21 protein-coding genes, 1 tRNA gene and 2 pseudogenes are annotated in these 25,777 nt (G+C 57.6%); 9 read left to right on the plus strand and 15 right to left on the minus strand.

Annotation, left to right across the window (positions count from 1 at the left end; all coding sequences use genetic code 11):
- Positions 1-87: 87 nt before the first annotated feature.
- Positions 88-1,620, minus strand: a complete 1,533-nt coding sequence (locus QZ383_RS09005; protein WP_291444812.1) for an outer membrane homotrimeric porin — start codon at positions 1,618-1,620, stop codon at positions 88-90.
- A 330-nt stretch (positions 1,621-1,950) separates the two neighbouring features.
- Between QZ383_RS09005 and QZ383_RS09010 the strand changes: the two genes are divergently transcribed.
- The 4 genes from QZ383_RS09010 to gcvH all read left to right on the plus strand — a co-directional run bounded on the left by QZ383_RS09010 (position 1,951) and on the right by gcvH (position 5,957).
- Positions 1,951-3,285 carry an MFS transporter gene (locus QZ383_RS09010; RefSeq protein ID WP_291444814.1) on the plus strand — a complete coding sequence of 445 codons (1,335 nt, stop codon included), beginning with the start codon at positions 1,951-1,953 and terminating at the stop codon, positions 3,283-3,285.
- 62 nt (positions 3,286-3,347) lie between these two features.
- The gene (locus QZ383_RS09015) at positions 3,348-4,169 is read left to right on the plus strand and encodes a glutaredoxin family protein (protein ID WP_291444816.1); all 822 of its coding nucleotides are present in this window, start codon (positions 3,348-3,350) and stop codon (positions 4,167-4,169) included.
- A gap of 8 nt (positions 4,170-4,177) precedes the next feature.
- Positions 4,178-5,551: an FAD-dependent oxidoreductase gene (locus tag QZ383_RS09020; RefSeq protein ID WP_291444817.1), complete on the plus strand. Its 1,374-nt coding sequence runs from the start codon at positions 4,178-4,180 to the stop codon at positions 5,549-5,551.
- 25 nt (positions 5,552-5,576) lie between these two features.
- A complete protein-coding gene (gene gcvH, locus QZ383_RS09025; protein ID WP_291444819.1) occupies positions 5,577-5,957 on the plus strand; it encodes a glycine cleavage system protein GcvH in 381 nt (126 codons plus the stop codon).
- A gap of 274 nt (positions 5,958-6,231) precedes the next feature.
- Here the strand turns inward: gcvH and QZ383_RS09030 are convergent.
- The 14 genes and pseudogenes from QZ383_RS09030 to QZ383_RS09095 form a co-directional block, all read right to left on the minus strand.
- A pseudogene (locus tag QZ383_RS09030) lies at positions 6,232-7,344 on the minus strand (IS3 family transposase).
- A gap of 239 nt (positions 7,345-7,583) precedes the next feature.
- Entirely contained in the window at positions 7,584-8,426 is an 843-nt protein-coding gene (locus QZ383_RS09035) for an alpha/beta hydrolase (RefSeq protein WP_291444821.1), read from the minus strand.
- A gap of 233 nt (positions 8,427-8,659) precedes the next feature.
- Positions 8,660-9,064, minus strand: a pseudogene (locus tag QZ383_RS09040) (DDE-type integrase/transposase/recombinase); the annotation flags it as partial.
- Positions 9,065-9,369: 305 nt separating this feature from the next.
- Positions 9,370-9,446: transfer RNA gene (locus QZ383_RS09045), tRNA-Arg, on the minus strand.
- Positions 9,447-9,612: 166 nt separating this feature from the next.
- Entirely contained in the window at positions 9,613-9,879 is a 267-nt protein-coding gene (gene rpsT / locus QZ383_RS09050; RefSeq protein ID WP_291444823.1) for a 30S ribosomal protein S20, read from the minus strand.
- A gap of 198 nt (positions 9,880-10,077) precedes the next feature.
- Positions 10,078-12,162 (minus strand): glycine--tRNA ligase subunit beta, encoded by a 2,085-nt coding sequence (glyS, locus tag QZ383_RS09055; protein WP_291444825.1) that lies wholly within the window; start codon positions 12,160-12,162, stop codon positions 10,078-10,080.
- Positions 12,163-12,165: 3 nt separating this feature from the next.
- The gene (gene glyQ / locus QZ383_RS09060; RefSeq protein WP_291444827.1) at positions 12,166-13,044 is read right to left on the minus strand and encodes a glycine--tRNA ligase subunit alpha; all 879 of its coding nucleotides are present in this window, start codon (positions 13,042-13,044) and stop codon (positions 12,166-12,168) included.
- Between the two features lie 107 nt (positions 13,045-13,151).
- On the minus strand, positions 13,152-13,904 hold the full coding sequence (locus tag QZ383_RS09065; RefSeq protein WP_291444828.1) for a DNA repair protein RecO C-terminal domain-containing protein: 753 nt from the start codon (positions 13,902-13,904) through the stop codon (positions 13,152-13,154).
- Positions 13,901-14,938 (minus strand): helix-turn-helix domain-containing protein, encoded by a 1,038-nt coding sequence (locus QZ383_RS09070; protein ID WP_291444830.1) that lies wholly within the window; start codon positions 14,936-14,938, stop codon positions 13,901-13,903. Before QZ383_RS09070 ends, QZ383_RS09065 begins: the two co-directional genes overlap by 4 nt.
- An 81-nt stretch (positions 14,939-15,019) precedes the next feature.
- Positions 15,020-15,979: a SurA N-terminal domain-containing protein gene (locus QZ383_RS09075; RefSeq protein ID WP_291444832.1), complete on the minus strand. Its 960-nt coding sequence runs from the start codon at positions 15,977-15,979 to the stop codon at positions 15,020-15,022.
- A gap of 114 nt (positions 15,980-16,093) precedes the next feature.
- Positions 16,094-17,326, minus strand: a complete 1,233-nt coding sequence (locus QZ383_RS09080) for a peptidylprolyl isomerase (RefSeq protein WP_291444833.1) — start codon at positions 17,324-17,326, stop codon at positions 16,094-16,096.
- Between the two features lie 76 nt (positions 17,327-17,402).
- Positions 17,403-20,846, minus strand: coding sequence for a transcription-repair coupling factor (gene mfd, locus QZ383_RS09085; protein ID WP_291444836.1), 3,444 nt, complete (start codon positions 20,844-20,846; stop codon positions 17,403-17,405).
- A gap of 113 nt (positions 20,847-20,959) precedes the next feature.
- Positions 20,960-21,277, minus strand: coding sequence for an IscA/HesB family protein (locus QZ383_RS09090; protein ID WP_215647804.1), 318 nt, complete (start codon positions 21,275-21,277; stop codon positions 20,960-20,962).
- Positions 21,278-21,381: 104 nt separating this feature from the next.
- Positions 21,382-21,708, minus strand: coding sequence for an IscA/HesB family protein (locus tag QZ383_RS09095; RefSeq protein WP_227118199.1), 327 nt, complete (start codon positions 21,706-21,708; stop codon positions 21,382-21,384).
- A 125-nt stretch (positions 21,709-21,833) separates the two neighbouring features.
- Between QZ383_RS09095 and pyrR the strand changes: the two genes are divergently transcribed.
- The 5 genes from pyrR (at position 21,834) to QZ383_RS09120 (ending at position 25,721) form a co-directional block, all read left to right on the plus strand.
- Positions 21,834-22,370, plus strand: a complete 537-nt coding sequence (gene pyrR / locus QZ383_RS09100; RefSeq protein ID WP_291444839.1) for a bifunctional pyr operon transcriptional regulator/uracil phosphoribosyltransferase PyrR — start codon at positions 21,834-21,836, stop codon at positions 22,368-22,370.
- A 368-nt stretch (positions 22,371-22,738) separates the two neighbouring features.
- Complete coding sequence (gene yedE, locus QZ383_RS09105; RefSeq protein ID WP_291444841.1) at positions 22,739-23,833, plus strand: YedE family putative selenium transporter; 1,095 nt, start codon at positions 22,739-22,741, stop codon at positions 23,831-23,833.
- A complete protein-coding gene (locus QZ383_RS09110) occupies positions 23,833-24,051 on the plus strand; it encodes a sulfurtransferase TusA family protein (protein WP_291444842.1) in 219 nt (72 codons plus the stop codon). Before yedE ends, QZ383_RS09110 begins: the two co-directional genes overlap by 1 nt.
- 246 nt (positions 24,052-24,297) lie before the next feature.
- Positions 24,298-24,831 carry a DUF3343 domain-containing protein gene (locus tag QZ383_RS09115; protein ID WP_291445045.1) on the plus strand — a complete coding sequence of 178 codons (534 nt, stop codon included), beginning with the start codon at positions 24,298-24,300 and terminating at the stop codon, positions 24,829-24,831.
- Positions 24,819-25,721, plus strand: coding sequence for an NAD(P)H-hydrate dehydratase (locus QZ383_RS09120; RefSeq protein WP_291444843.1), 903 nt, complete (start codon positions 24,819-24,821; stop codon positions 25,719-25,721). Before QZ383_RS09115 ends, QZ383_RS09120 begins: the two co-directional genes overlap by 13 nt.
- Positions 25,722-25,777: the final 56 nt, after the last annotated feature.

A 25,777-nucleotide genomic window follows, 5' to 3' on the forward strand; every position in this document is an offset into this window, starting at 1 on the left:
CAACAAATCTTACCCTCACGAATTTTCGCCATAAAAAAGGCGGGAGAGCAAGCTCCCCCGCCACATCAGCCCAAGGGCTGCAAAAAATCAGAACTGATAACGGAAGGTCAGCGAAACCCGCCAGTTATCCCGATACTGCGAATCTTCCACTCCACGCCACGTGCTGCCGTCAAGATGAAGGTTCACGTAGGCAGCTTCAACATTCATCAGCAGGTTGTCGTAAATCTTGTAGGTATTGGACACGCTGCCTTCCCAGGCATGGTCGGTGGTGGTGAGGTAGGCCATGGGGCCGTCGGCCCTGCTGGGATAGCTCGTCATATTGGCCTTGCGGGGCATTTCCGCACTGTTTGTGCCATGAAAATACGCAAGCTTGAAGGTGTGGGTAAGGTCGTCAATAAAGCTGACATCCTTGATGGTGCCCACAACGCCAGCCAGACCGCCGGGGTTGTGCCCAAGAACCTTCCAGGTGTTGAGATCAAAAAAACCGCCGCCAAAACCCAGGGGCGTGACCGGCCAGGGGGAGTTGAACACAGGCAGACGTTCCGAACCGTTGTAGGGGTTGCTGTCATCGCCACTGCCGTACCAGGCGGTGATGCCTGGGACGCCCCAGTCGCATTTGTAATCCACACGCAAGGCCGCGTACCAGCCCTGACGCACGAGATCAAAAGTCTTGGCCTGACGGGTGGAGCTGAACTGGGTGTAATCTTTCAGCTCGCCCATATCCACACGGCCATAAGTGAACTCCGCCGCGATATCAAAAGGCTCAAAAGCCGTGACGTCAGAGGTCAGGCCGCCCCAGAAGCCATTACCCCAGGTATTGTTTGCGTTGCGATACTTTTTTTCAAACGTGCTGACATAGTTGCCGCCGCTGCCAAGCACAGGCATAAGACCGCCGCGCGGGGCGTAAATGGCAGGTTCGCGCTGGTCGGTATTGTTGTTGATGCCGCGCAGGCTGTTTTCGCCAATGAGGCCATACATGCCCCAGGGGGTTATTTTCAGGCCATTGCCGGTGATCGGCAAGGTCAGCGCCAGAAGATCAAGGTTATCAAGGTAGTTTTTCTGCGTCTGCCCGTTTTGCGTAATTTCAGAATTGTCGTTATAAGGCCGCGCCCAGAAGCCCGTCAGCCCCATCTTGTAATCCCCGCTGCTCACCAGAGGAGAACTGACGGTTACACCGGTGGAATACTGACCATATACCGCACTCCAGCCAGTCACATAACCGGGCAGAAGCTGCGGCTGCATACCCATGCGCACCTTTATATCAGTCCTGGGCACGAGCCAGTCAATGTACGCATGCCGGACGCCAAGATTCTTTGAACTGTCCGCTCCAAGAGATGCGCCGTCGCCGGATTTACCCCAGTTCATGGTGCCGGTGCCTACGGTGAACATCAGGCTGCCGGACACGTTTTCGCTGGCAATTGCGTCTATCTGGGTGCGCAGGCGCTCTATGGCGCCGAAGGTGTCGCTCCCTTTAATCCCGCGCGGCATGACATTGGATGCTTCAAAGCTTACATCAAATGCCCCCTTGACCTTGAAATCAACCGCCTTGGCCGCTTCCGGCGCAAGCAGCAAGCCTCCGGCAAGCAACACTCCCAGTACGTTGTTGCGAACAGCTTTCATCATTCCTCCTGTGCAAGATGGTGCAACCATACAGAAACCTCTTCCAGTAATGCTCTGTAATGGCGCTTTCCTGTGGCCAGCACCGTTGCCGCAACAACGTTTTTTGAAAAAAGTTTATTTTTTCACAATCGACAGACATCACCTCTCAAAAATCACTTAACATGCTATTTAAAAAGAATATTTTTACAAATGTGAAAAAAATATTCAGAAAATGTTGCCGCAACAACGTCACCAGCACCACTGCTAGCCTAGGTTTTTGAACCAATACGGCAGTGGATGATTTTTTTCACAAAAAATGCAAAATGGCAGACAATGAAAAGGAGAGGCGCAATGCAGGATTCGCCGCGCATCAGCAATAACTACTTTGACGGCCTTGCTGTTACAGGACGCCACAAGGCTGTGTTCTTTATCATCATGGTCGCATACTTCTGCGAACAGATGGATAACTGGAACTTCGGCTTTATTGCCCCGGCGCTGATGCACAACTGGGGGCTGACCATGAAGGATCTTGGAACTGTGACCTTCTGGTATTTTGCCTCCATGACCCTCGGCGGATTTGTCGGCGGATTTATCTCGGACATCATCGGGCGGCGCAAAACCTTCCTCATTGCCATCACGCTGTTTTCCACAGCCTCGATCATCAACGGCCTTACGGACAGCTTCCACGTATTTGTGGTCTCACGCGCGCTGACGGGCTTTGGCGTGTTCTGCCTCATGGTGTGTTCGCAAGCCTATATTGCAGAAATGGCCCCGGCCGAGAGCCGTGGCAAATGGCAAAACATGATCGCGGGCGTTGGTTTTTGCGCCGTGCCGGTCATTGGCATGCTCTGCCGCCTGATCATCCCCCTGCACGAAGAAGCATGGCGCTACATCTTCTATATGGGCGGCGTTGGCTACATCGCTCTCATCATCGCCTGGCGCTACCTTGATGAGTCCCCCCGCTGGCTCGTGGCCCGTGGCCGTATTGCGGAAGCGGAAGCCGTGATGAAAGACCTCACCGGCAGGGATGTTGACCTTGCCGATGCGGCCAGCAAATGCATGACCCAGAAGCCCCCGCTTAAGGAAGTGCTGCTTGGCATGTGCAGTTCCAAGTATCTCAAGCGCACTCTGGTTATTTTTATGCTGGTGGTTTGTACCAACCCGGCCACCTTTGTGGTCACCAACTGGACCGCCACCCTGCTCAAGGCTCACGGCTTCCCGCTTGAAGATACACTTATGGCCACCACGCTCATTTCCATTGGCGTACCGCTTGGACTGTTTGCCTCCAGCGCTTTTACCGACAAGGGCGGACGCAAAATCCCCATTGTCATCATGCTGATTGTGATGGCCGTGCTTGCCCCCATCTTCGGCAATTTAAGCCAATACTGGGTAGTGGTGCTTACCGGCGCTGTGCTTACGGCCTTTGTGATGGGCATGGGTTTCACCGTATTTTCCTACACGACGGAATCCTACCCCACCCACCTGCGCAACACCGCCACGGGTTTCCACTCCTCAATTGGCCGTCTGGCCGTTGCTTTCTCACAACCTCTCATTCCTGTTGTCTATGCAGCATACAGCTTTGACGGAGTGTTTTATATTTTCAGCATCCTGTGCATCATCCCCGCCATTGTCGTTGGCGTATGGGGTGCGCGCACGGGTGGCAAGTCGCTCGAAGACATTGCCTAACCTCCGGCTAAAACAGGAATTTACGCATCTGCATCCACGGTTTTTTGTAACAGGAGGCTCTCATGAGCATAACCCTTTATACAGCGCCGGACTGCATCCGCTGCAAGATCGTCAAAGCCTTTCTTGCCGAACGCGGGCTGGCATACGACACCATAGATTTCAAGGCTGACGCGCAGGAATTCAACACGTTCTACCGCACAAACCGCAAGGCCATTTACCGCAATCCTGAAGGGGTGGAATTTCCGCTGTTCTCCGATGGCGAGGTCATCAAGCAGGGTTCCGGCGAAATCATCGCCTACCTGCTCTCGGGGCATACGCTGGAGGCCTGCGTAACCCGCAGCGACATGCTCCACGGAAAAATTGCGGGGCTTTACCCTTCGCAATGCCCTGACGGGCAGGAAGATAATTTTGCAATTCTTGTTGACCGGCTGGCTGCTGGCGGCTTGCAGGTCTGGTTGCAGACCGATGGTCGCAAACCGGAGCTGCTGGAAAAGCTGCTGAAGATCAAAGATGTGCACGTAGTCTGCAATCTTGTGGGCGGCCCTGAGGCAAGCACAAAAATTTTTGGCGGCGCGCCCGGCAAGGAAGAACTGGCAAAAACCATCGCCCTTGTGCAGGCCACGTCCGATGGCGCGGTGCGCTTTCTGGCCATGCCGCTTCCCGCTGGCGATGGCTGGGACTGGCCCAAGAGGGAAGACGCCGCAGCGGCGGCAAAACTAGTGGCCGAGGCTTGCGGCCTGCCCACCCTGCCATACAGCATCACCCCCGTCACGGCGGATATGGTGTGGGACATGCGCGGGCTTGAGCCCCTGCCGGAGCAGAACCTGCTCATGTACCGCTCCGCCTCGCGCCAGCATCTGTTCAAGGCAGACATCGTTAAATAGGGGGCGTCATGCAGTCTTTTGATACCATTATTCTGGGCGGCGGCCCCGGCGGAACCACGGCAGCGCGCATTCTTGCCCAGGCAGGCAAGAGTGTTGCCCTGGTGGAAAAAACACACCTTGGCGGCACCTGCCTGAACTGCGGCTGCATCCCCACCAAGATGCTGCTCGGCGCTGTGGCCCCGCTGGCCCTATTGCATGCCCAGCAACGAACCCGTGTAGCCAAGGGCGAAATTGCCGTTGACTTTGCAGCGCTCCAAACGCGCGTGAGCCGCTTCACCTCAGGCACGAGCAAAACGCTTGGCAAAAGCCTTGCCAGCATGGGCGTGACGATCTTTACCGGGCGCGGCGAAGGCCTTGCACCGGGCACTGTGCGCGTCCATGCCGAAGATGGCACTACGGATCTGACAGCCCAGCACATAATTCTGGCCTGCGGGTCATCTTCCGCGGCGTTTCCCGGTCTGACGCCCGATCACGACTGCGTGCTGGACAGCACTGATCTGCTGCGCATTGAATCTGTTCCTGAAAGCCTTGTCATCATTGGTGCCGGGGCCATCGGCCTTGAACTGGGTGATTTTTTCTCGGCCATGGGCAGCAAGGTGACAATAGTGGAGGCCGCGCCCCACATCGCACCTCTGGAAGATACCGATATCGCCGCAGAATTACGCCGGGCACTGCAAAAAAACGGCATAACCTGCCACGAAGGCGCACGGGCCAAAGACTTGCGCACAGTTGACGGGCAGGCGCAGCTCACCCTGGAAGACGGCACGGTAATCAGCGCAGCCAAGGCGTTGGTGGCTGTGGGCCGCATGCCCAACACCGCCGGGCTGAACGCCCAGCAATGGGGCTGCAATCTCAACAAGCACGGCTATGTTGAAACAAGCGCCTTTCTTGAAGCCGCCCCCAACGTCTACGCCGTGGGCGACGTCAACGGCCTTGTGCTGCTGGCCCACGCTGCGGAACATCAGGCTGTGTACGTGGCGGGACGCATCCTTGGCGAAAGCGCCGGAGAATATCAATCCGGCCCGGTGCCCTCATGCGTTTACGGGGCAATGGAAGTCATGCGCGTCGGCCAGACGGCGGAGGCACTCCTTCGCGAAGGCAAGGACGTGGAAGTCTCCCAGGCGGCTCTGTCCCTGAATCCCATTGCGCAGGCAAGCGGCGGCACAGCCGGATTTGTCAAAACAGTCTGGAGTGATGGCAAAATTGCAGGCATTGCCGCTGTTGGCGCAGGAGTTTCACACCTTGTGATGGTGGCCCTGCTGCTGATCAAGGAAGGCTATACGGCGCAAAACCTGCACAAAGTCATGTTTGCCCATCCCACGCTGGATGAAATTGTGTCCATGTCCATTATGGCGCCCAAGGTGCGCGCGGAATCCAACTGACACGGCAACCACCAAGGAGAATACCGTGAACTTTCCTCACGACAGAAAATACCATGCAGAACATTTGTGGGCGCAAAGCCTGCCTGACGGCACCTGCCTTATCGGCATTACCGATTTTGCCCAGGATCAACTGGGCGGGGTGATCTTTGTTGATCTGCCCGCTGTTGGCGCAAGCTTCCGGCAGGGGGAATCCTGCGCTTCCATTGAATCCGTCAAGGTGACCAGCGAGGCCATCATGCCCGTCTCCGGTCAGGTTACGGCCATTAACGAAGCCCTCGCAGATGCCCCGGAACTGCTCAACGACGATCCCTACAATCAGGGATGGCTGATAAAGGTGCAACCCACGGCCCCCGATGAAGGCGGATGCATTACAGCCGAGGAATACGCCCAAGCTGTGGCAAGCTGACCTCCCCCATTGTTAAACTCCCCCAGCAATAGCCCCGAAGAATTGCCCTTCGGGGCTATTCTAGTATGACGCGGTAGCAAAGTCCTTCTTCATGTGCATTCAGCACGCTGACGAACTGACTGAACAACAATTTTTGGCGCACAAATGCACAGCCCCTGAGTCTGTAAAAGACCCAGGGGCTGTGAACTTTCGTGGAGCGGATTTTATTTTACTGCGGTGGGCTTCCAAACTTCAAAGAATTTAGGATAGCCGGGCAGCAACGGAGCTTTTGACCTTACCCCACTGCGTATACCACTTGTAAGTTAGTGGCTCCCAATGGGTTGCAGGTTATATTCTTTTCACGGAATTCATCCGGTGTCAGCCAGCCCAATGAGGCGGTCGCTGCTGGTTGTAGCTTCAAGTGTTTTGCGGACATCGTGCAGGGACAGAAACACGTTCTGATTTAAGCATTCATCCCGGAATTTTCCGTTAAAGCTTTCAAGTTGCCCCTTATCCGTAGGCTTCCCCGGGCGAGTAAACTTTATCTGTACTCCTTTCTCAAAAGCCCATGCATCCATGGCATTACCGCTAAATTCCGGCCCATTATCAACGATACGCTGCGGCAACCGACCTTGAAGGCGAAGTCTTTCAAGAACACGCACAACTCGAACTCCAGACAACGACATATCCACTTCGAGCGCGGGGCTTGAACGCTCCCACAGATCGGCAATTGTCAAAATCCGGATGCGTCGCCCACCCATAAGGGAATCGCTTACAAAATCCATCGCCCATTGTTCATCCGGGCCAGTAGGGCCAGCCTGGACAATACGGGCATGGCTTGGACGCTTCACTCGCTTGCGGGTGCGCAGTGAAAGGTTTTCTTCTTGGTAAATCCTTTCTGTTCGTTTGTGATTCTGTACCAGATCTTCCCGGCGCAATAATTCATGCCATCGCGGAGAACCGAAACGCCGCCGGTCATTTGCCAGTTCCAGCATCCGAGTCCGCAAAAGAAGATCACGGTCCTCAGATGGTGGCCGTCTGGCTGAGCACCGATTAAACTGAATCACTCGGCAAGCCCGCCGCTCTGAGTAGCCATGCGCAGCCTGAATGTGATGCACGGCTTCCCTGTTGGCTGCGGGCTTCAAAAGTTTTTTGAAATCACGTCCTTCAGGACGATGATATCAAGCGCTTGTTCGCCTACAAGTCTTTTCAGCGGGGCGTTCTCTTCCTCCAACTGGCGCAACCGCTTGGCGTCAGAGATGTTCATCCCGCCGAATTTGCTGCGCCATTTGTAAAAGGTCGCATCTGAAATGCCATTCTGACGGCACAGATCGACAACGCGAACGCCAGCCTCGGCTTGCCGCAAGATCCCAATAGTCTGCTCTTCGGTGAATCTACTGCGTTTCATTCTTGTGCTCCTATGTCAGGAACACTAACTTTTCAATGGCATACTTTGAGGGGGGAAGGTCAACCTGCCCTACAGGTTTGTAGCCAGCCAAAGCATAAATTGGCGCACCCTACGAAAACGCCAAAGTCAATGGCAACAAGCTGCAAAAATTATTTTTTTTCACCTGTAGTTGTATCAACTTTATTCAACTTAAATCAAATTCTGTGGCTAAAGAGTGGCTAAAATGACCTTGCCCCACTTTATGGATTTTGCTTGGCAGGAACCGTCTCGTCCATTGCCAAGAAGGTCAAAACAATCTGGGTGAAGGCGGATGGGGCTTCATATTGCAAATGGTGCGATCCACCTTTGAACTGAACTAACCAAGCTCCAGGTATCAAACTGGCAAGAATTTTCGAACTCTTCGTTCCCACAACAGTATCCGCCGTTCCAACCAGCAGCATGACTGGATTTTTAATCAGCGACATTTTTTGCAAAGGAGTCTTCCACGCAATGGCTGCCTGAAGCTGTTTCTTTATCGTAGGATTGTCAGGTAAAGTCATTTGCTTTAAAGCTGTGGCAACGGCTTTCCCATCGATTGAAGTGGCATGGATTATGGCTTTATTGAAGCGCTCAGAATAGTAAAGAAGTAAATTCTGAGTGGTCACACTAGACTGAGAATATCCAAGTACATTTGTTTTTTTGACTTCAAGTGAATCCATCAGGCCAATAACGTCTTGGGCAAAGAGACGATACGTAAATTGTTGACCATTATCCGTAGTATACCCCATTCCCCTGTTGTCCATGAGGATCAGTTGATATTTTTTTGATGCTTCTTCGATAAATTCTGGTTCCCACCTCTCCATGGTTGCCCCTAGCCCAGTAATCAACAGCAGGGGCTCGCCTGTACCTATCAACTTATATCCTATTTTGATTCCGTTGGCGCTTACCTGATAGATGTCATATCCCTTGGTATCTACAGCAATTTTTTCGCCAACCGGCACAATATCTTTGGCCAAAGTGATAGAAGTGTTTATCCACCCCAGAATGACCAGCAAGCAGGAAACGAAAAGGGTGATTCCTGTGAGTTTTGAACGATGGATCATAGTTATACCATCCGGTGTAATAGGTAGACTCTGAGGTGGTCCGGTTTTTGGACAGGTTGGCAACGTTGTTACGCTCTGGCCCGGTTTGTCTTATGCCGCCTTTAGGATCTGATTCTTTCACAGTATACTTCAACTAGCCGACGGCCGTCAAAAGCTGTATGCGGGCGCTGATCGTTATAAAACTGAAACAAGTTTCTAAGTATTTTACCGGCTTAGTTGCCTGTTTCCATTTTCCGCAAATAGAGGCACTCCCATTTGACTGACCGCCAGATACGTTCGATCATCACGCTATCCATCCAGCGGCCCTTGCCGTACATGGAGATAACCACACCGGCATCCTTGGGCGCCTGAATAAATTCCAGACTGGTAAACTGCGAACCTTGGTCCGTATTAAAGATTTCCGGCACCCCGTAACGATCCACAGCCTCTTCCAGAGCTGCCACGCAAAATTATGTATCCATCGTGTTTGACAGACGCCAAGCAAGCACGGAACGGCTGTGCCAGTCCATAATTGCCACCAGATACAGGAACCCTCGCTTCATTGGCACATATGCAATATCGGCGCACTACACGTGATTTGGCCGATTGATTCGTAATCCGCGCAACAGCAGGTAAGGATAAACCTTATGCTCGGGATGGCGCACACACAAGAAGCGAGACTTAAAACCACTTTGTGGGCGGCAATTTTGACTATAGATGAGAAAAATGGCTAAGTCTGGCAAGAGAGCTTCAGTGTAGGGAAAAAGTGGCGGGGAAACTACCATCTTCCCCACCCAACGCACATACGGCGAGGAACAATATTAGAAGACTACCACGCCCGCCCTACTAGCGGCATTGCTGGTTCCAGTGGTGGGTAAAGCTAAATACCCTGGTATTGGTGGGGAAGATGGCGGGGAAAACAAAAAAGCCCTTACGGTGATTAACCGTAAGGGCTTGATTTTAATGGTGCGCCCGAAGAGATTCGAACTCCTGACCTACAGGTTCGTAGCCTGTTGCTCTATCCAGCTGAGCTACGAGCGCGTTCAACGAAGAGGAAACTAACTCAAGTCACAGTCGCCGTCAAGCTTTTTTTCAAAATATTTTTTGAAAAGCCTGTGAACTTGTTAAAAATTATTATCTGCAACTTCCCGTAAGGGAATGTGTTCGCCCCTAGGGCAAGCACGCCTCAAACCAGTAAAGAAAACTACTAAGCGCTGATGCCGTTAACGGCATGAGCCAGACGCGAAATCTTGCGTGCGGCTTTCTTCCAGTGCATGGCACCCTTACCGGCAGCCTTGGCAAGCACGGAAGTGGCGCTGGACAGGGCTTCGCTGGCCTGACCCTGTTCGTTGCTCTGGATGGCGGCGCGAACCTGCTTGATGGCATTTTTCACGCGGGTACGGGCGGCGCGATTGCGGCCTGCCCGCTGCAAGCTCTGCTTGTGACGCTTGAGGGCTGACTTATGGTTGGCCACTTTGAATCCTCCACATATGTTGGGCTTGCCCGCGCAAGCCATGAAAACAAAAGTTAGCGCGTTGTCGCGAAGAAGGGTTCTTACCACTGGCACGATTACCTGTCAAGCAATCGTGTCTTTTTATCGAATATTTTCTTGTTTGAAGGAGAGGGGAACCGTCAAAGGCTCCCCCATCCCCCGGCAAAACCGTCGAACAATCTACATCTGCAAAGCTGAAAAATCGGCCAGACGCGCAAACCGCGAGCCAAGACCGCGCAGCATGCTCAATCTGTTGCGGCGCAGATCCGCATCATCGCACATAACCATCACGCCTGCAAAAAAGGCATCCACAGCGGGGCGCACCGCGCTCAGGCAAGCCAGCGCAGCGGCATGGTCGTGGGCAGCCCACAGGGCATCAAGGCGGGGTAACATTTCTTCCAGCGTCGATGCCAGCGCCTTTTCCGCGTCTTCACGCAGCAAGGCGGGATCCCAGTGGTCAGAAAGTTCCTCGGCCTGACCTTGCTTGCGCAGGATATTGGCAACGCGCTTGAAGGTCTGCACCGCAGCTTCATAGTCCGCCGCCTGGCTAAATGCCGCCAGCGCCGCAAGGCGTGCGCCGCAGTCTTTCACATCTTCCGCGCCCGCGCCAAGGGCCGCATCCACCAGCAGAGTGTCCTGTCCCTGACTCATGAAATAGTTGCGCAAACGCGCAGCAAAAAATTCCATGAGCTTGTCCAGAGCATCGTGCGGGGCGAGCTTCCACTGGCGATCACCATAAAGCTGTTGCGCCATGGCAAAGAACTGTCGCACGTCAACCGCAAGGCCGAACTCGAGCATGATACGGATGATGCCCAGCGCGCAACGCCGCAGGCCGTTGGGGTCGGCAGCGCCAGTGGGGATCATGCCAAGGCCAAAGCAGCCTGCGAGAGTGTCGGCCTTATCCGCCATAGAGAGCAGCGCGCCTGCGAGGCTCTTGGGCAGCGGAGAATCCGGCCCGGCGGGCAGATACTGTTCGCCCAGAGCTTCGGCCACGGCCTTGCTCTCGCCCTTGCGGCCAGCATAGATGCCGCCCATGATACCCTGAAGGGTATCAAACTCTCCCACAAGGCCGCTCACCAGATCCGCCTTTGAAAGGCGCCCGGCGCGCGCGGCATCGTCGGCAAGTTCGGGCGCGCAGCTCTCGGCAAGCCAGCGGCACAGAGCCTCAAGCCTGCGGGTTTTGTCGCCCATGCTGCCAAGCCCGCCGATAAAAATGACCGTATCCAACTTTTGCAGCCAGTGGTCAAAGGTATCACGCAGGTCGGCCTGCCAGAAAAAGCGGGCGTCTTCAAGCCGGGCGCGCAGCACGCGTTCCCAGCCGCGCTTGACCACGCCCATATCTTCGGGGGTGATGTTCAGCACGGTGAGAAAATGCGGCAGCAGTTCGCCATTGGCACCTTCAATGCCAAAGCTCTTCTGGTGGCTTTCCATGCTGGTGAGCAGCACTTCTCGCGGCACCTCAAGATAGGCGGGATCAAAATCGGCCAGCAGCGGCACCGGGTGCTCGGCAAGGCCCTGCACTTCGTCCAGCAGGCTGTCTTTCCACAGCACCTTGCCGCCAGCGGCAGCCGCCTGGGCATTGCCGCCATCAATAATGACATTGCGGCGTTGGGCAGGATCAATGGTGATGGCGCAGGGTCCGGCGAGGGTGGCCAGAAATTCATTGGCATGCGTCACAGCAAAGGGGCCAGCGCCGTGGATGCGGTGACCGCTGGTCTCACGACCAGAGGTCATGGGGCCAACAGTAAAGGGTACCACGGCATCATCAAGCAGCGCCAGTATCCAGCGCAGCGGGCGGGCATAGGCCAGCGAATATGAACCCCAGTGCATGCGCTTCTGGAATGAAAGCGCGGTAATCACCGCAGGGCAGATATCAGCAAGCAAGCCGGCTGCGGGCGCGCCGCCGGTGCGTTTGCGCACGGCCACGTATTCGCCCTTGTCCGTTTCCACACGAAAAACGTCTTCAAGAGCGCAGGCATTGGTGCGCACAAAACCCTCAAGGGCCTTGGTGGGCTTGCCTTCGGCGTCATAGGCCACGCGCACGGGCGGGCCGGAGACCACCTCTTCCCTCTCCACCTGCACGGGGTTAAGATTTTCAATAATCACCACCGCGCGTCGGGGCGTGCTCATGACGCGCAGCGCGCCGTATTCAAGCCCGGCCTCGTCCAGAGCACCGCTAAAACGTGAGGCCAGCTCCCCTTCTTCGGGGGCCAGAAAACGGGAAGGCAACTCTTCGCTGCCGATTTCAAGCACAAAGGTCGCCACGGCTTACCTCTCATCCTTTTTGAGCATGGGATAGCCCAGTTCTTCACGCTGGGCTGCATACAGTCGCGCCACTCCAGCCGCCAGGGCGCGCACCCTGCCGATGTAGCCGGTGCGTTCCGTGATGGAGATAGCTCCTCTGGCGTCCAGAAGATTGAATGTATGCGAGCACTTGAGGCAGTAATCATAGGCAGGCCAGGGCAATCCCAGCTCCAGCAGGGCTTTGCACTGCCCTTCAAAATCGCTGAAATGCCGCAACAGCATTTCAGGATTGCTGGCCTCAAAGTTGTGGCGTGACTGCTCCACTTCATTCTGGTGGTAGATATGGCCGTAGGTGACGTTTTTGTTCCAGGCCAGATCATACACGGATTCAACGCCCTGCAAATACATGGTAAGGCGCTCAAGGCCGTAGGTCAGTTCCACGCTGATGGGCGAAAGATCAATGCCGCCGACCTGCTGAAAATAGGTGAACTGGCTCACTTCCATGCCATTGAGCCACACTTCCCAGCCAAGGCCCCAGGCGCCGAGGGTGGGGGATTCCCAATCGTCTTCCACAAAACGGATGTCGTGCTGCGCGGGGTTGATGCCCAGCGCCTTGAGGCTTTGCAGATACAGATCCTGCACGTTGTCCGGCGAGGGCTTCATGATCACCTGAAACTGGAAATACCGTTGCAGGCGGTTGGGATTTTCGCCGTAGCGGCCATCCGTAGGACGGCGGGAGGGTTCCACATAGGCAACGCTCCACGGCTCCGGCCCAATAACCCTCAAAAACGTGTTGGGGTTGAACGTACCGGCACCGCATTCCACACCCGAAGGCTGTTCGATGACGCAACCCTGGTTGGCCCAGTAGTTCTGCAAAGTTAAAATGACATCCTGAAAATACATGCGCTGTCCTTTGTTCGTAGCCTTTTTCAGACGCATACGCGCGGCTGTTCAATAATCGCCGCCCCAAACCATCCCAAACCGAATCGAAAATTTCAGTGCAAACACGATCACACGTGGCGAAAGTAGCCCCCTTCCCACGAGAGACCCAGGTGATATTGCACAAAACCGTCAATAACCTTGGCGCACGCGCGCCGATCTGCCGCAGGCAGTTCTTCCGCATGCCAGCCGGAGGGAAATTCTTGCTGCACATGACGCAAAAGGTCAAGCCCGGACGCGCCCAGCTCCACGCCATACCGCGCTGGCCCTGCTGTGGCGCGGCACGAAGGGCAACGCAACTGGGCCTCGTCAACCACAAATTGCGCGGGGCCGGTTATGGCTGCGCCGCAGGTGCCGCATCGGCCCAGATCAGGCGCAAAACCCAAAACACCAGCAAAACGCAGGCGGAAAAACAGTGGCAACAGCGAAGGTACATTTTCCGCTTCTTCCAGCGTCTTGCGCAAATCTTCAACCAGCAGAAAGGCCTCGTCCGCGCCCTCGTCGTTAACGCCAAGCGCTTCCACAAACCGCAGGCAGTTGGCCGCTAGGCCCATGCGCCGCCAGTTCCCGCGCAGGCTTTGCGGCCCGCCCAGCAGCACGGCCTCCTCAAGATTAAGAAAGCTGCCGCGCCCCGAGGCCTTTACCCTGCAATGCAGGCTGTTGAGTACATCCAGGCAGCCGCAAAAACGACGCCTGCTGCGGCTGCCGCCAAAGGCGAACAGCGTCAGCAGGCCGTGTTTGCGACAAAGCATTTTCAGCCACAGATCTGCCTCGCGAAAGTGCCCGATTCGCAGCACAAGCGCGTGATCTGCCCATTCGGTCATGGCCTGTCCGCAGGGGGAAACACCAGATTGCGCACCTGGCCGCTCTGCCCCGCCGGGGGCAGTTCTTCACCGTCATACCGCAGGCGCACACCGCCAGCGTTGCCAAGCTTCAACTCCAGGCTTTTGCTGAACGTGAGGGCAAAGGTATCACCCTTGTGCAGCGAAAACTGGCGCGTGTCGGTCTTGTCAGCGCTGGAGTGGATCCAGCATTCCTCTGTGGCAGTGATAATAAGCTTGTGGGTGCCTACGGGCACATCACTGCCCTGCGAAGCGCCAGCGGGCGCAGCGGCAGAGGCAGTGGGAGCAGCCGGAGGCGTTGAAGCAGGCGTGCCAGCAGCGGGCGCATTTGCGACAGGCGCGTTGGTGGCAGTGCCACGCACCGGAGGCAAGCCAGGGGCAGCAGGCGGGGCAGCCTGACCTGTCGGCTGTGCCGAAGCCTGCGCAGAAGTTTGGCCCGAGCTTTGGGCAGGCGTTTGGGCCGGGGTCTGCACCTGTTGTACAGAACCTTGGGCAGCCGCCTGCGACGGAGCCTGTCCCTGCGCGGGAGCAACAGGGGCGGAGGGCCGACTGGCCAGATTGCCGGGATCAACAGACTCGGCGCTCTGCAAGGGGGCGGGCTGTGCCAGACGGCGCGTCTGCCGACTCAAAAAGTCAAGCACCCCCTGTTGCCAGGCAACCATCACCACAGCAACCACGCACACCATGAAAAGCCCAGCCAGAATGGGCTTGAGATTACGGCGCGGGGTGAGAACCATCTCGGGCTCATAAACATTTTGCGGCGCGACAGGCTCGGAAGCAGCCTCAAGCGCGCCAAGCGCCTCACTGACTTCTTCTGCCGAAAGGCCAACATAGGACGCGTATGAACGGATAAACCCCTTGGTGTACGCCAGAGGGGGCAAGGACGTCTCGTCCCCTTCCTCCAAAGCGCGCAGAAGACGGGCGCTGATTTTCAGCCTGTTTGCCGCATCTTCCATGTCCAGACCCCGCTTTTCGCGCTCAACGCGCAAAGCAGCGCCCAATTCCACTAAGGTCATGAAAAGCCTCGATAATGGTCTTGCCGCCCCGAGGGGGCGGCGGTTGCCAGCAAAAAGCCGGAACCACCCGTGGCGGCCCCGCTACATTCTGATATCAATAACGGCCCGGCTACGAAGCTGGTTGGTGTAGTCCTCAAAACGCTCCATGGCCTTGGGCTGGCGCAGGATGCCGTCGATCATCGGCTTGGCCTGCTCAAAGGTGAGCATCTTGAGTTCGCCGCCGCCGGGGCGGTACAGGCGCACCTGCGCCTTGCGGCCCTGAAGCTCGAAAATATCCGTCACATCGCCGGGTTTCATGCTGGTGAGGCGGGCTTCCCACTCGGGGTTGAGCTTGTCCCACTCCACTGCGCCCATGTCGCCGCCGTTTTCCTTGTTGGGAGCGATGGAATACTTGCGCACCACTTCCTCAAACGAAACCGCGCCAGACTTGATCTGCGCAGCCAAAGCCGCAGCGTTGGCATTGGGATGATACACCAGAAGGGCCATGTGCAGACCTGAGCGGTCATACATGGTATCCTTGTGCGCATCGTAGTAGGCCTTGATTTCATCCGGGGTCACAACAACCCGGCGGCCCACTTCCATTGCCATAACACGCTGACGAATCAAACCTTTCTCAATATTTCCACGCAGCTCGCTGACACTGGTCTTTTGCTGGGCCAGGCGTTCTTCAAACTGCTTCTTGGTGAGGTTGTTCCCCTTCATGATCTTGGTGATTTCGCTGTCAATTTCAGAAGAAGAAATGGAAACCTTGAGACGCTTGGCTTCCTGCGCAACCAGAATGTCCATGATCATGCCGTCCAGCGCCTTGCGCAGCACGGCATCCACGGCCTTGGCCTGGGCGGGATCGTTGGGATTGATACGCGCCCGCATAAGATCAGGAACAGCATTTTTCTGCAGATCAAACATGGTGATAACCTGACCGTTCACCACGGCCGCCACCTTGTTGATCTGTGCGGCCTGAGCGCCAAAAGCGGTCATAAAACAGATAACCAGCGCCAAAATAAGCGTTTTTCTCACGTTATACTCCCTGCTTGCGCGCAAAAATTCCGCGCTTTATCTGTAAAATTATATCCCAAACCAGCGCAACATGCAATGCAACTGCTGCAACCCGAGCCATCAGGCAGCCAGCAGCCGGGGCACGTTGCATGCAAACTCTCAGCGCCGCCGCGCGGAACCGCCGTTATCGCGCTTGCGCTGTTGGTCGCCCGAGGCTTTTGAAGCGGGAGGCGTTTCGGGATTATGCCCCTGATTTTCCAATGCTCCATTGGCCTTGGGATCGTGGGAACCTTCAGGCACATCGCCTTCGTACACATCATCCTTGCCAGGAGGCAGAGCCTTTATGTCCTCCACTGCGCCAGAAACATCCGGCACGGAGGGGGTATCATCGCCCTGCCCACCAGCGTGTGACGCCGGGGGCGCGAGCAGATCGGGGGCAAGCTCCTTGCCCACCATGATGACGGAATTGGCCAGAGCCTTTTCAAGCCAGCGCTCAAAAGCCTCAGACATCTTCTGCTCCCGCAGGATGCCTTCCACCAGCGGATAGGCCTCCGCCAGACTGATGTGCGCTGGCGGGCGGCTTTCAATCAGGCCAAGGCTGCGCCACAGGCCTTCCTCCAGCCGCGCGGGCGCGCACTGGCCCGGCTTCAGACCGGCAGCGGCCTTGCGCCATCCCTGGGGCAGGTCGGTTGGCCGCACATTCTGACACTGGAGCTGCACTTTGCTGCGCGCTTCATTTATGCCACCGGGAAACACCGCGCAAAAGCCTTCCACATCCTTGCGCGATTCGCCAGAAATCAGGCACACGCGCAGGGTTTCCGGCATCTGAAAATCGTCTTCGTGGGTCTGGTAGTAGTCGCGCAGTTCGGGCAGAGAAACACGGATGCCCGCTGCGAGAACCCGCTTTTCAAATGTGAGCATGGAAAGATGGTCAAGCAGCAAAGCCCGCCATTCTGAAGAGTCAATTGATTCTTCGGCCAGATATTTTTCCAGCCCGTCAGCGCCGCCGTAATCATTCCTCACTTCAGCCATGGCTGTTTCCAGCATGGCAGGGCTGACCGACATCTGGAGCCGCTGCAAATCCTGCCGCACCAGAGCGTAAATGATCAATGTGCCCAGCCCTTCGCCGTATTCGCGCCGCATATTTTCCAGCGAAGGAGTGCGCATGGCCCCAAGAGAAGGAGAACGGCTGTCGAGCAGGGTCTGCAATCTGCGCAGGCTGATGGGCTCGCCGTTGACGGTAGCCACCACGCCGTCAGGGAGGCGGGTTTCAAAACAGGCCGCCAGCAACAGGCAAAAACAACAGGCCAGCGCCACGCGCAGCGGGCGAGCCAGTCGGGCAGACCGAGCGCCGATCTGGAAAAAACGCGCCAAAGCTATGAGGGGCTGCATGAATCCGTTCACCATTTTCCCATATATTCAGACCAGTTTTATGACCTGAAAAACAGACGCCGCCGCAAACCAGCACCTATGCCCCGGCTTTAACACGAATCCCCTCAAGGGCGGTGCGCAACCTGTCCAGCCCCGCGGGGAACGAAACATCAGACGGCATCGGCAGATGCAGCCCCGCAGGCGGCAGCATGCGCGCATCCTTCATGGTAGCCGTCAGGGCCACAATGCATTCCGGCTGCACAGCGCTCTGCCCGTCAGGCCAGACAAGCCGCACATGGTTGATGTGCACATCGGCCTTTTGCACCTGCAACTCTGTGAGGAACTGCTTGAAGTCCAGCACGGCAAGAAAGTTGCGCAGTTCTTCGGGGAAGGGGCCAAACCTGTCACGTATGCCGAGGGCCGCTTCTTCGCGCGCCGCGCCGCCAGCGGCCGATGTGAGCATTTTGTAGCAGCGCAGCCTTTCGCGCCCGTCCTCAATGTACGATGCGGGAATATGCGCAGGCAAGCCCAAAGTAAGTTCCGTCTCCACGGTCTGCGCTTCTGGTGTGCCCTTGAGGCGGCCCACGGCCTCCTCAAGCATTTCGAGGTACAGATCAAGGCCCACGCGACACATGTGCCCCGACTGCACTTCGCCGAGGATATTGCCCGCGCCGCGCAGGCGCAGGTCTTCCATGGCGACCTGAAAACCGGCCCCCAGGTAATCCATATCCATAATGATGCGCAGGCGCTCCTCCGCAATGGAGGTGAGACGCTCCGCATCCGGCACCACAAAAAAGGCATAGGCCTGCCTGTCGCTGCGGCCCACGCGGCCCCGCAGCTGGTAGAGCTGCCCAAGACCGAACATCTGGGCCTGATCCACCACCAGCGTGTTGGCACGGGGAAAGTCCAGCCCGGATTCAACAATGGAGGTGCATACCAGCACATCAAGCTCGCCATGCCAGAACTTGTGCATGGTGTCTTCAAGCTCGGTTTCAGACATCTGGCCGTGCGCCATGCCCACGCGGGCCGTGGGCACAAGGGTGTGCACGTATTCGGCCACCCGCTCCAGACCCTGCACGCGGTTGTAAACCCAGAACACCTGCCCTTCGCGCTCGATCTCCCGCTCAAGCACCTTGCGCAGCACGGAATCATCCCGCCGCAGCACAGCCGAAGCCACAGGCTTGCGGTCCTGCGGCGCGGTTTCAATGATGGAAAGCTCGCGTATGCCGGACATGGAAAGCTGCAAGGTGCGCGGAATGGGCGTGGCTGTCAGGGTGAGCACGTCCACGTTCTTTTTGAGGGCCTTGAGTTTTTCCTTGTGGCGCACGCCAAAGCGCTGCTCTTCGTCCAGAATGAGCAAGGCAAGATTGGGAAGTTTGACGTCGCTTGAAAGCACGCGGTGGGTGCCGATGAGAATATCCACCTGCCCGGTAGCCGCGGCCTTGAGCACTTCCTTTTGCTTTGGGCGCGTCACAAAGCGGCTGAGCAGCCCCACATTGACGGGAAAGCCCGCCAGACGCGCGCGAAAGGTCTGGTAATGCTGCTCGGCAAGCACCGTGGTGGGGCAAAGCAGCACCACCTGCCGCCCCTCGGAAGCGGCGCGGAAGGCTGCGCGCAGGGCAACTTCCGTCTTGCCGAAGCCCACGTCGCCGCACACGAGCCTGTCCATGGGCTGGGACTTGTCCATGTCGTCCAGCACGTCCTGAATGGCCTTGGCCTGATCGGGCGTTTCCTCAAAACCAAAGGTTGCCTCAAATTCATGGTACAGCTCGCCAGGGGGGTCATAACGAAAGCCCTTGGTCACCTTGCGGTAGGCGTACATTTCCACAAGGTCGGCGGCGATCTTTTCAATGGCCTTGCGGGCCTTCTCCTTGCCCGAAGTCCAGCCCGTGCCGCCCAGCCGGTCCAGCGCGGGCTCCACGCCTTCCGAACCCTTGAACCGCTGGATAAGCCCCATGCGGTCGGCAGGCACGTAGAGCTTGTCGCGCCCGGAGTATTCGATGAGCAGAAAGTCGTTGGCAACAGCGTTGACGTCCATGTGGTGCAGACCGGCAAAACGGCCAATGCCGTAATCGCGGTGCACCAGCAGATCGCCAGCCTTGAGATCGTCAAAGGAATCCAGCCCCTTGAAGACGCGCGAAGAAACGCGGGGCGTTTTTTCCGCCTTGGGGTAAAGGATATCCTCGCCCAGAACCAGGGAGTTGTCCCACGCCAGATCCGCGCCCTGACGGAAGGGCGAAACAAGGGCGAAAAGGCCGCGCTGATCTGGCGCGTAACGCTGCGCGGGGAGAATGCCATCCTGTTCCGCCAGTTTCAGAAACTTTGCGCGGCTTCTACCGGAAGAAAAACTCAGCACCACCTGTCTGCGCGCGCCCTGCCATTCTTTGAGAGCGGCGGCGAGGTGCTGCCATGGGCGATCCTGCGCGCCAGCAAGAGGAAAAAGATCGCTGAAGGAATGCAGGGTTCTTTCCGCAAAATCCAGACCGCGTTCTTCCACACCCATGACCAGAGGTTCGGCGTACACGCGCTGAAAGACGTTCCACGGCGCGGGCTGCGAACTTTTGCGCAGGGCCAGCGCCGCCGGTTGGGGCAAGGGCGCGTCCTCGGCCTCCAGACGTTCCTTGAGGACAAGGCGGCCATCCCGCAGGGCCTCGGCACTGTCGGCCTCGCCGGGCAGCAGCCACAGGCAGTCCTGCGGCAGCCAGTCTTCCAGCAAGCTGGGAGCTTCCACGGCGCAACCGGGCAACAGACCCGCGCCGCCGGCATCCAGCGATTTTTTAAAGGAGTAGCAGTCATTCTCGCCAATGCGGCCTTCGGCAAACATGCGGTCAAAACGCTTGCGCGTGGCCTCTGTCTCGCGGGCATCAAAGGCCAGTGGGCTGACAGGCAGCAGAGTCAGTTCGTCGCATCCCTGCAAGGAGCGCTGGGTTTCCGCGTCAAAGAAGCGCATTTCCTCCAGCGTGTCGCCAAAAAATTCCAGCCTTACAGGCCGGGCATAGCCAGAGGGGTACAGATCAAGAATATCGCCGCGCCGGGCCATTTCGCCGGGCCGCGTGACCATGGCAACGCGCTCGTAGCCCCACTCCACCGCCTGCTCCAGCAGCAACTCGGGGGCGTAATCGCTGCCCTTGCCAAGCTCCAGCGTGCGCGTGTGGAAAAAATTGACCGGCATGTAGCGCAGCAGCAGGCTTTCAACACTGACTACCAGCACACGCGGCTTGCCAAGGGTGAGGGAATACAGCGCGGCAAGCCGGGCAGCCCATGAGGGTTTGTCCTGCCACTGGCTCAGGGCTGGCAGCCCCAGGCAGGGCCACTGCCATGCAGGGCGCACAACTGCCGGATCCGCCAGAGAAATTTCGGGAGAAAAAAGGGCCGCAAGGGAGCGGGCCGCGTGGAATTCTTCGCGAGTGCGGGCCACAAGGGCCACGCTGCGCCCTTTGTCCAGAGCCTCGCAGGCAAGGCGGCAGCGTGTGACCATGCCGCTACGTTCCAGATATATCTGCCTGTCGTTGCTTGAGAGCAATGCGCCGAAAGTGTCCATGAACCTGTGGGGGTTATATAACAGCACAAGGGGCAGCCTGCGCCGCCCCGACGATAAATGGTCAAACCTGGCGGCAGCCGGAGGCCACCGCCAGGTTTGCAAGTCATTTGCTTCTAGTGTCCGCAGCCGCCGCCGCAGCTGCTGCAACCACCGCCCGTCTGGGGCAGGGGCACCGTGGGTTCAACTGTGAAACCCGCGTAGGAGAGATCAATCTTCACGCCTTCAACCTGAGCAAGAAGCTCCTTGTTGATGCAGAAGGTGAATCCGCCCTGATCTTCGCTCATATCTTCATCCGTCGCGGCGTCCAGGGCAAGGGCCAAATGCGGCCCGCTGCACCCGCCGGGGGCGAGGTAAACGCGAATGGTGCTTTTTTCCTTACCTTCAAAAAAGGCCGCCAGTTCCTTCTGGGCGCTTTCGGTCAGTTCAAGCATGGTTCCTCCGATGTTTTTCGATACGCTCGATATGTATATTATATGGTAGCGTGACGAAAAACAGGCTGGCCTGCTTCGTCCGGCCAGCGGGAAACCACCCCGCCTTACGCGTTGCTGCCGCAGCCGCTTGAGCAGCTGCTGCAACCACCGCTGTTGCCTTCGGAAGCGAAGGGCACTGCGGGTTCAACCGCAAAGCCCATGTAGGTTAAATCAATTTTTACACCCTGCACTTCTGACAGAAGGGCACTGTTGATGCAGAAGGTGTAGCCGGCCTGTTCCTCGGTTTGATCCTGGTCGTTAGGCTCATCCAGAGCCAGGGCAAGGCGCGGGCCGCCTCAACCTGCGGTCATGTAGACCCGGATGGGATCCTTTTTCTTGCCGGTAAAGAACGAATCCAGTTCCTTACGGGCGCTGTCGGTCAATTCGATCATACGTCCTCCATGATTCGAGTGTTTTACTAACTAAGGTCATGCGTGGGGCTTGTCAATTACCGCAGGGCTTTTCTTTAAAGGCGAAAACGGCTAGAATGACGGGCATATCCACCCTTGGAGGAACCATGTCCACGACCCGGTTACTGGAAAAAGACGAAATGGCGCGCGTACTTGAACGCCTCGCCTCGCAGATACTTGAACGCCACGCTGCATGCCAGGATGTAATGCTGGTGGGCATTGAGCGGCGCGGTGCAGACCTGGCCCGGCGCATAGCTGCCCTGCTGCAAACGCGCCTTGACCGCGTCATGCCCCTCGGAACCCTGGATATCAATCTGTACCGCGATGACTGGACAAGCCTTGTGGGCAAACCCAGCATCGGGCAGTCGCGCATTACCGAAAGCGTGGACGAAAAGGTTATCATCTTGATTGACGATGTGCTCTACACCGGGCGCACCATCCGCGCCGCCCTCGAGGCCCTGCTCGACTATGGCCGCCCGCGTTGCGTGGAACTGCTGACCCTTATCGATCGCGGTCACCGCGAGCTGCCCATCCATGCGGACTATGTGGGCCGCGTCATCAATACCAGCAGGCAGGAGCATGTGGACGTCATGCTGGCTGAACGCGATGGCGAAGACAGCGTGAACCTGACCACCGCATCGTAAAACAGACGCGAAAAATTGCCCCAGCGGCAGGCACGGCCCTGCGAAATTCCCGGCCCAGAAAAGAGCCTCAACAGGGCTTTGCCGAACCACAAACCGCGCACAGGAACAGAAATTCATTCACCACGCTGACGTGCCGCTCCCCAACGGGCTGCGGCAACAGATACAGAGCAGAGGAAACCATGCCCAAACGCAAAACCTGACGCACAGCAAGGAGCTTCACGTTGTGGAGCTTACGCGAACGGCGGCCCGGTTTGGTGCTGGGGCATGGCTTTCCTACCCTGCACCACTGACCCGACAAATCCTCCGTTCGCGCTGCCGTTTCATACATCGGCTTCGCCACGGGCCTGTGGCCCCAAAAGGAGGATTTCATGAAACCAGGCTTCAACTTTTTCTCCACCACAACAGGCATCATTGCCACCGGGCTTGTGTTCGGCGTGCTTGCCGTATTGCTCCAGCAAATGGGCAATCCCGGCAACATGGGCATCTGCGTGGTCTGCTTTAACCGCGATATCGCTGGCGCGCTGGGCTTTCACCGCGCTGCCATCGTGCAATATCTGCGGCCCGAAATCATGGGCATGGTGCTTGGCGCGTTTGGCGCGGCTCTGGCCTTTGGCGAATACAAGCCGCGTGGCGGCTCGGCCCCCATCACCCGCTTTTTGCTTGGGGGCATAGCGGGTATTGGCGCGCTGGTCTTTCTGGGTTGCCCCTGGCGCGTTATCCTGCGCCTTGCGGGCGGCGACGCCTTTGCGCTCTTTGGCCTTGCGGGCCTGATCTGCGGCGTGGGCATTGGCACCATATTTTTCCGCATGGGCTTTTCTCTGGGCCGCAGTCAGGGCCAGAGCAAGATTTCCGGTCTGGTTTTGCCTGGCATCATGCTTTCCTTCGTGGCCCTGTATCTGCTCAATCCGCAGGTGGCAGAACAGCCGCAGAGCGGCGTGCTCTTCTATTCCGTCAAAGGCCCCGGCGCGCAGCACGCACCCTTTATACTCTCCATTGGCGTGGGGCTGATTGTGGGCTTTCTGGCCCAGCGCAGCCGCTTCTGCACCATGGGCGCGCTGCGCGACGTGATGCTGTTCAAGCAGTGGCATCTGGCACTGGGCTTTCTGGCCATGCTGGGCGCGGCCCTTGTGCTGAACCTGTACTTCGGTGCGTTCAAACCCGGCTTTGAAAACCAGCCCATCGCCCAGCCCGACAACCTCTGGAACTTCCTCGGCATGGCTACTGCCGGTCTGGCCTTTGCCCTGGCTGGCGGCTGCCCTGGCCGTCAGCTCTTCATGGCTGGCGAAGGCGACAACGATGCCGCCGTATTTGCCGTTGGGCTGATCGTTGGCACCGCAGTTGCCCATAACTTCGGCTTGGCCTCCAGCCCCGCAGGAGTCGGCCCTCACGGCATGTCGGCCACCCTTGCCGGTCTTGCCATCTGCCTTTGCATCGGATTTTTCAACTGCAAGAGAGGCGCGTAATGTCTACCACCATCGACACCCGGGGGCTTTCCTGCCCGCAGCCAGTGCTCATGTTTCTTACCGCTGCCAAGGCTGATGAACAGGGGCCTTTCAGCGTATTGGTGGATAACGACGCCAGCCTTGAGAATGTCAGCCGCGCTGCCCGCAACCGGGGATTTACCGTCAGCACGACTGACGAGGATGAAGGCATAACGCGCATAGATATCCGCAAGGATTAACGGTCAGATTGAGGGACGTGCGGCGCGGGTGAGCAAAAAATGCCCGCGCCGCCGCTGTCGCCTTGGTCTGTCAATAATGACTGCAAGCTGCAATTCCCCAGCCCTCGGCACGAGAGCTGCAACATATCCGGCGAGCCAGACGTTTCGGGAGAAATCATGACGCAGAACAGTTTTCAGACCAGCCTGCTGCATGGCTTTGCGCAAAAACTGCGCGGCCTGTTTTCTCCGGGCGGCAAAGGCACTGATATGGATTCTCGCGGCGGCAAGCGCGGCTGTAATGACCGGGGCCTGCTGGTTTTTGACCACACTGGCGAGGTCATCCGCGCCGAGCGTCTGCTGCGCAAGGCCGGGATGGATGTGGAAGTAAAGGGGCCGCCGCCGGAACTACGCACAGGCTGCGACATGGTGGTGGTTTTTGAGCTGGTGAGTCAGGCGCGCGTTCTGGATGTTCTGGAACGGGAAGGCCTTGCGCCCAGTCAGGTTGTAAGCGCCCACGATGTGCTGCTGGAGCCAGTGTCCCTGTTTCAGATAAAACATCTGGATGACCGCTGGCTGATGGTGCGCGCCGCCAACATGAAAATTACCCTTGATGCTGCTGACGGGCGCATTGTGAATATTTCGGGTGGCGGCTGCCCTGATGTGCCGTATGTGGCACATCGGCTGTGCGGCCTGCGCCTTGATGAAGCACCGGCCCCCCTGTCCCTGGGGCAGACCCTCTGCTGCTACAGCCTGCAAAAGGCCTTTGAAGAACTGCGGAGGCAAGTCGCATGTGGTGCATAGCAGGGACCTTGCCCGATCCGGATTTTGCCCTTTGCCCTGCTGGACTTGAGGGTGAAAGCAGGGTTGCGGGCGGTTTGCTCCACCTGCCGGATGGTCAGGCCGTACCCGTGCAGCGGGGCACTGCGGCCCTTGCCGCCACAGCAATTCTTGCCAGCAAGGAACTGGGCATTGCGCCGCCGCGTCTTCTGCTCGCGGGCGACCCGGGTTCCGGCGCGGGCAGCCGCGCCATTTACGCATGGCTGGAGCAGAATCTGGCGGACATTGCCCCAACGGGACTGACCTTTCACTATCTTTTCCCTGATCAGGATTGGCACAACCGGGTGCTCATGGCCGCTCAGGCCCTTGCCGTGCCGCCAATAATGATTGCAGATGCGGGCTTTATGTATGTGGCTAAAATGAGCGGTTATGCCGATGCCTACGATCTTTTTACGCCGGATCTGGGCGAGCTGGCCTTTCTGGCAGATGAAAAAGCCCCCCACCCCTTTTATACGCGGGGTTTTCTGCTGGCTCGCGAGGATGACGTGCCGCCGCTTTTGCAACGCGCTCTTGAGCATGGCAACTGCCCAAAAAATCTGATTATCAAGGGATCAAAAGATTACATTGTTGTGGATGGGCGCGTAATCGCCACGGTGGACGCGCCCTCGGTTCCGGCCATGGAATGCATTGGCGGCACGGGCGATCTGGTGACAGGGCTTGCAACGGCGTTTTTGTGCGGCGGCGCGGCAATGGACGAGGCCTGCAAGGCGGCGGCCCGCATGGCGCGTCTCCTGGCGCAGCTCTGCGCACCCAATCCCGGCACCCAGATTGGTGAACTGATTGAAATGCTGCCAGAAGCCATGCGCGGTGCGCGCTCAGTGTGGCCGACCTCTCTTTCCGCTGCCTCCGTCTAACTCACGCAGCAAGGCGCAGACGGGCCCCGGCAATCAGATTCATGCAGACGGGTGCA

The organism is Desulfovibrio sp., from assembly GCF_019422935.1.
Lineage (GTDB): Bacteria > Desulfobacterota > Desulfovibrionia > Desulfovibrionales > Desulfovibrionaceae > Desulfovibrio.

Excerpts from the sequence above, each read along its gene's own strand:
- QZ383_RS09035 (WP_291444821.1), bottom strand. The coding sequence starts at position 8,426 with ATGATCCATCGTTCAAAACTCACAGGAATCACCCTTTTCGTTTCCTGC.
- glyQ (WP_291444827.1), bottom strand. The coding sequence starts at position 13,044 with ATGTATTTTCAGGATGTCATTTTAACTTTGCAGAACTACTGGGCCAAC.
- QZ383_RS09070 (WP_291444830.1), bottom strand. The coding sequence starts at position 14,938 with ATGACCTTAGTGGAATTGGGCGCTGCTTTGCGCGTTGAGCGCGAAAAG.
- QZ383_RS09080 (WP_291444833.1), bottom strand. The coding sequence starts at position 17,326 with ATGCAGCCCCTCATAGCTTTGGCGCGTTTTTTCCAGATCGGCGCTCGG.
- QZ383_RS09005 (WP_291444812.1), bottom strand. The coding sequence starts at position 1,620 with ATGAAAGCTGTTCGCAACAACGTACTGGGAGTGTTGCTTGCCGGAGGC.
- QZ383_RS09110 (WP_291444842.1), top strand. The coding sequence starts at position 23,833 with ATGTCTACCACCATCGACACCCGGGGGCTTTCCTGCCCGCAGCCAGTG.
- yedE (WP_291444841.1), top strand. The coding sequence starts at position 22,739 with ATGAAACCAGGCTTCAACTTTTTCTCCACCACAACAGGCATCATTGCC.
- QZ383_RS09010 (WP_291444814.1), top strand. The coding sequence starts at position 1,951 with ATGCAGGATTCGCCGCGCATCAGCAATAACTACTTTGACGGCCTTGCT.
- QZ383_RS09115 (WP_291445045.1), top strand. The coding sequence starts at position 24,298 with ATGGATTCTCGCGGCGGCAAGCGCGGCTGTAATGACCGGGGCCTGCTG.
- QZ383_RS09065 (WP_291444828.1), bottom strand. The coding sequence starts at position 13,904 with ATGACCGAATGGGCAGATCACGCGCTTGTGCTGCGAATCGGGCACTTT.
- QZ383_RS09020 (WP_291444817.1), top strand. The coding sequence starts at position 4,178 with ATGCAGTCTTTTGATACCATTATTCTGGGCGGCGGCCCCGGCGGAACC.
- QZ383_RS09120 (WP_291444843.1), top strand. The coding sequence starts at position 24,819 with ATGTGGTGCATAGCAGGGACCTTGCCCGATCCGGATTTTGCCCTTTGC.
- QZ383_RS09090 (WP_215647804.1), bottom strand. The coding sequence starts at position 21,277 with ATGCTTGAACTGACCGAAAGCGCCCAGAAGGAACTGGCGGCCTTTTTT.
- pyrR (WP_291444839.1), top strand. The coding sequence starts at position 21,834 with ATGTCCACGACCCGGTTACTGGAAAAAGACGAAATGGCGCGCGTACTT.
- mfd (WP_291444836.1), bottom strand. The coding sequence starts at position 20,846 with ATGGACACTTTCGGCGCATTGCTCTCAAGCAACGACAGGCAGATATAT.
- QZ383_RS09015 (WP_291444816.1), top strand. The coding sequence starts at position 3,348 with ATGAGCATAACCCTTTATACAGCGCCGGACTGCATCCGCTGCAAGATC.